The 5,144-nt window shown below is 37.9% G+C and carries 2 protein-coding genes; both read left to right on the top strand.

Annotation, left to right across the window (positions count from 1 at the left end):
- Positions 1–195: 195 nt before the first annotated feature.
- On the top strand, positions 196–2,169 hold the full coding sequence (locus VIO64_RS00900) for a carbohydrate-binding protein (RefSeq protein ID WP_331914296.1): 1,974 nt from the start codon (positions 196–198) through the stop codon (positions 2,167–2,169).
- A 194-nt stretch (positions 2,170–2,363) separates the two neighbouring features.
- A complete protein-coding gene (locus tag VIO64_RS00895; RefSeq protein ID WP_331914294.1) occupies positions 2,364–4,649 on the top strand; it encodes a GGDEF domain-containing protein in 2,286 nt (761 codons plus the stop codon).
- The last annotated feature ends 495 nt before the right edge of the window (positions 4,650–5,144 follow it).

The raw sequence follows: 5,144 nt of genomic DNA, 5'->3' as shown, positions 1-5,144 counted from the left end.
AATACCACATTAGTATAATTGTGGAAATTATAGCTGGAAATTTTAATAAAATTTTAACTGATTTGTGGGGGTGAAAAAGAAAATTTAACTCTCAAAAGTCAGATAAATAAAGCCCTCGGAGTTTCCGAGAGCATACTAATTATAATTGGGGGGTTAAAAATGATTAAAAAATTTCATTTATTTTTAGTCTTGATTATGCTGATTATGTCCTTTAATATCACAATGTGTTTTGCGGACAATCCAATCGTGCAAAACATTTATACAGCAGATCCGGCTCCAATGGTTTATGACGATACTTGTTACCTGTATACAACCCATGACGAGGATGTAACAGTAAATAACTTCTATACCATGAATGACTGGAGATGCTATTCATCAAAAGACATGGTGAATTGGACAGACCATGGATCACCATTGTCTTACAAAACATTCAGTTGGGCACAAGGCGATGCATGGGCTCCTCAGACTGTTTACAAGAACGGTAAGTTTTATATGTATGTTCCTATGACCAGAGCAAATGCCGGGGGAGCGAGGGTTATCGGTGTAGCGGTATCGGACAGCCCTACCGGACCGTTTAAGGATGCTCTTGGTAAACCTTTAATAACAAATAACGGTGCTTCGGATATAGATCCTACCGTATTTATTGATGACGACGGACAAGCGTATTTATACTGGGGAAACGGAACGCTTTATGGTGTTAAATTGAATAAGGATATGATTTCTTACTCGGGAAGTATTTTTCAGTCAAAACCAAATGGCTTTACAGAAGGCCCATGGTTTTACAAACGCAACAATTTGTATTACATGATATATGCGGGCATGGGCTCAGGAAGCGAAAATATACAATACGCAACAAGCACTAGTCCTACCGGGCCATGGACATCCAAGGGCACTCTTATGGGTAATCAAAACAGCTTTACAAACCATCCTGGAATATGTGATTTTAAAGGAAACTCATATTTGTTTTATCATACAGGCGGTCTGCCCGGAGGAGGCAGTTACAAACGCTCTGTATGCGTGGAACAATTCAAATACAATTCCGATGGAACAATTCCAAGTATTCCTATGACAAAGAATGGTCCTAACCAGGTAGGAAGTCTTAATCCATATATCCAAACCGAAGCAGAAACAATTTGCTGGGGGTCTGGTATAGAAACTGAAAAATGCGGCGAAGGCGGAATGAATGTTTGTAATATTGAAAATGGTGATTACATAAAAGTAAAGGGTGTCGATTTCGGTACTGGAGCACAATCCTTTGAAGCAAGGGTGGCTTCTGCAGGAAGCGGAGGAAGCATTGAGCTACGCCTTGACAGCCCGACAGGTACATTGGTTGGAACCTGTGCTGTATCAGGTACAGGCGGCTGGCAGACATGGACAACCAAATCGTGTACAGTAAGCGGTGCAACAGGGAAACATGATCTATACTTGAAATTTACAGGCGGAAGCGGAAGCTTGCTTAATTTTAACTGGTGGAAATTTACCGGTTTAGATCCATTGGGTACACCAACTCCTACACCGCTTCCTACACCAACTCCCGAACCGAAGTCAGCTTTTAATCAGACTGAAGCTGAAGATTTCAGTGAAATGTCGGGTATTGAGACCGAAAGCTGCAGCGAGGGCGGACAGGATGTAGGATATATCGAAAACGGTGATTATGTAGTTTATAAAGGCATCAATTTTGGAAAAGGAGCAGAAAGCTTTGAGGCAAGAGTAGCCAGTGCCGCCAGTGGAGGGAATATTGAGATAAGGCTTGATAGTATTACCGGTCCTTTGGTAGGGACTTGTCCTGTCACCGGAACCGGTAATTGGCAGACCTGGGTTACAGCAACATGCGATGTCAGCGGTGCAAGTGGAGTCCATGACCTTTATTTAAAATTCACAGGAGGAGAAAGTTACCTGTTTAATCTCAACTGGTGGAAGTTCAAAGCCGCTGTTAGTACACCTACATCAACATCTACACCAGTAAAAAGTATTGATATTAATAAAGACGGTGTTATAAATATGGCTGATGTGATAATTATCGCATTCGCATTTAACAGTGTCGTTGGAGACCCAAAATTTGATGCAGCATGTGACTTAAACAATGATGGTGCAATTAACATGACTGATGTAATAATTATTGCAGGTAAATTCAACACTGTAGCAATCGGTACTGACCCTTTGCATTAGGAACTATTGCATAACTGATGAACCTTTTTGCATTTATCTAAGGCAAAATACCGTTGAAGCGGTTATTTTGCCTTTTGAACTTGCCTTTTATGATTCACCAGCAATTGGTCACTAAACTATTATTCAAAACAATCCGATAAATATAAAAGTACCAAATTTTTATTAGACTGAACATAAATGGAGGTTCCAACAGCATGAGGATCGGTTTGCAGATAGCAAAGCTTGAATATGGTTATGGAGTGAAAATCTGGCAAAGTGCAATGGAATATGCAAAACAGATGCAAGCTGAACTCATTATATTTCCTGGTAGGAACCTCAACACACCCCATGGCTTTGATTATCAATACAACTCTATTTTCCGGTTTATGAACAAGGAGAACCTGGATGCTCTCATTCTTGTATCAACACTGGTAACAAATTATGTCAACAAGTCTGACATGCTGGATTTTTGCTCTCAATTTAAGGGAATTCCACTTGTTAGTTTAGGCTTAAAGCTACCTGGCATTCCGAGTGTAATAATAGACAATCGTTCTGGTATTAGAGATATTGTGAAACATATGATTGAGGTTCACAATGCTAAAAACATTGCCTTTATTCGGGGGCCTGCCTTAAATTGGGAAGCTAACGAGCGATATGAAGCGTACTGTGAAGAAATTATGGCACATGGTATTCCCTTTAACGAAAATTTGATAGGTCAGGGCGATTTTACATTTCAAAGCGTTGAACCAGTACTGGATGGTATTTTGAGCAAGAACAAAATAATTCCGGATGCTTTTATTTTTTCTAATGATGAAATGGCAATTGAGGGTATAAAAATACTTCAGAAAAAAGGAATTATAATCCCCGAAATGACAAGTGTTACAGGATTTGACGATATAAGCGAAGCTGCAAATCTTATAACTCCTTTGACTACAATAGAGCAACAGCAGGAACAGATGTCCATTGTTGCTTTAAATCTCATAAAAGATCTTGTTGATGGTAAGCAGGTTAATGATATAACCATACTACCCACCAAAGCAGTTATCCGTTCAACCTGCGGCTGCAAGCTCCAATGCCTGGAAGAAGCCAATGCAATTGACTTAGTTATTTTTGAAAAAGTCAAGCTCGGTAACAAAAACATTCTTGATCCTGTAGTTTCCTCCCTTGAATCAAATGGTTTTTCAAGATTTCTAACAATCCAGAGAAAAGAAAGTATACAAAAAACCATTCAAGGTTTAATTGAAATAAGCAAAAGCGAGGAAAATTCACATGAAGAATTAAAACACTCTTCAATAAGCGAGTTTGAAGAAATATTAAAGAGAGATTTGATTGAAGGAAATAATCCTGATGACTGGAAGTTTATTTTTCATGCCATAATAACTACAATTGAAAACCTGAATAATAAACAAATTGACATTAATATATTTAGATCCTTATCGCGTTCCTATTTAATGATTATTAATGAGTACGCCTTTTTGTACCAGAGGGTAATTGATTCCAAAAAAAGAGAAACAAATGTCATACTTAGGGATATCTTGAATAGGCTTTTTTCCATCACACATACAAAGAATCTTGCACAAGTTATCCATGAACAGTTGCCTCGTATCGGAATTAAAACCTTTTTCCTCTCTCTGTTTGATAGAGAATTTACACATGAACGGCTCAGTCCTTGGGAAGTGCCTGATAAAATCCGTTTTATAGCAGGAATGATAGATGGGAGTATGATATTAGATTTAGATAAAACAAATATGGTATATGATTCCAACTTGATTTTTCCATCACAAAGCACAGTGGAATTCTCATCAAGGACACTTACGGTTTTACCTCTGTTCTTTAGGGATGTACAGTACGGAACTATCGTTTTCGAGATGCCCAATTTTGATGGCTTCATTTATGAAACGCTTGCAACTCAGATTTCAACTATCCTGCTTTTTAACTCCAAGGAAAAAGTTGAGGAAAAGTTACGTCAAGCTATGCAAATTCTCGAAACCACCAATATACAACTCAGTGAACTATCTCTGAAAGACGAGCTAACCGGCCTTTATAACAGGCGCGGTTTTATTCAGTTGGCCAGCCAGCAGCTATATTTGAACAAGCAAACGGGAAAGTCATGTCTTATCATATTTGGAGATATTGATAATCTGAAAACAATTAATGACACATACGGTCACAAGGAAGGGGATTATACCATACGCAGGATTGCTGAAATATTAAAACAAGCTTTCCGCGAAATAGATATCATCTCACGTTTTGGCGGCGATGAATTCACCATCCTTGCAATCAATGCTGGAAAAGCTCAGATACCGGTATTCAATGACCGGATTACGGAATTACTAGCCAACGAAAACAAAATAAGTACAAAGCCTTATAAATTATCCATAAGCTTAGGATTTAGCGTGAGGGAAAGCCATTCAGGCGTTGGACTGGAAGATCTGATTCGTGAGGCTGATATCAATCAATACAATAACAAAATGCTGAGAAAAAAATCAAATATTATATAACCATATCTGAATATGAATCTCTACTAGATTATTTTATTAAATAGTTTAGTTCAAATAATAAAGCCTTGAGGATTATCTCAAGGTTTTATTATTATAGATAGATTCCTGGCATCTTGAAACTCAGGTAATTCTGAGATTCCCCAAGTAATTGGGTATTAGTGATACAGTGAGAAGAAAGTGAGCAGGGTGCCGGAATCATATGTACATCAAAGTAAAATCTTTTCCAATTAAATACAGAATGATATAATCAATTATAACAACCGGATATGCGATTTTTATTACGATTTCAAAAGAAGCTCCAATGTTTGAAAAGTGCAAACAATTGGATAAGGACTTTTCTAGATACATGGAAGGAGAAAGGTTGAAAACACCCCACAGGTTGGCAGTACCAATAAAAGAGCATGACAAATAAACCATGAAAAATGGTCTTTGAAAAAAGAATGTAGCTAAGGCAAAACCTAAAGAACTTGCTTAACTCTGTACCCTTGTGATCGT

The sequence above is a fragment of the Pseudobacteroides sp. genome, assembly GCF_036567765.1.
GTDB lineage: Bacteria > Bacillota > Clostridia > Acetivibrionales > DSM-2933 > Pseudobacteroides.
Note: the sequence above shows the minus strand (reverse complement) of the source record. Positions and strands in the feature narration are given on the sequence as shown.

What these genes read in the sequence shown, in the direction of transcription:
- VIO64_RS00900 (WP_331914296.1), top strand. Translation starts at nt 196, where the DNA reads ATGCTGATTATGTCCTTTAATATCACAATGTGTTTTGCGGACAATCCA.
- VIO64_RS00895 (WP_331914294.1), top strand. Translation starts at nt 2,364, where the DNA reads ATGAGGATCGGTTTGCAGATAGCAAAGCTTGAATATGGTTATGGAGTG.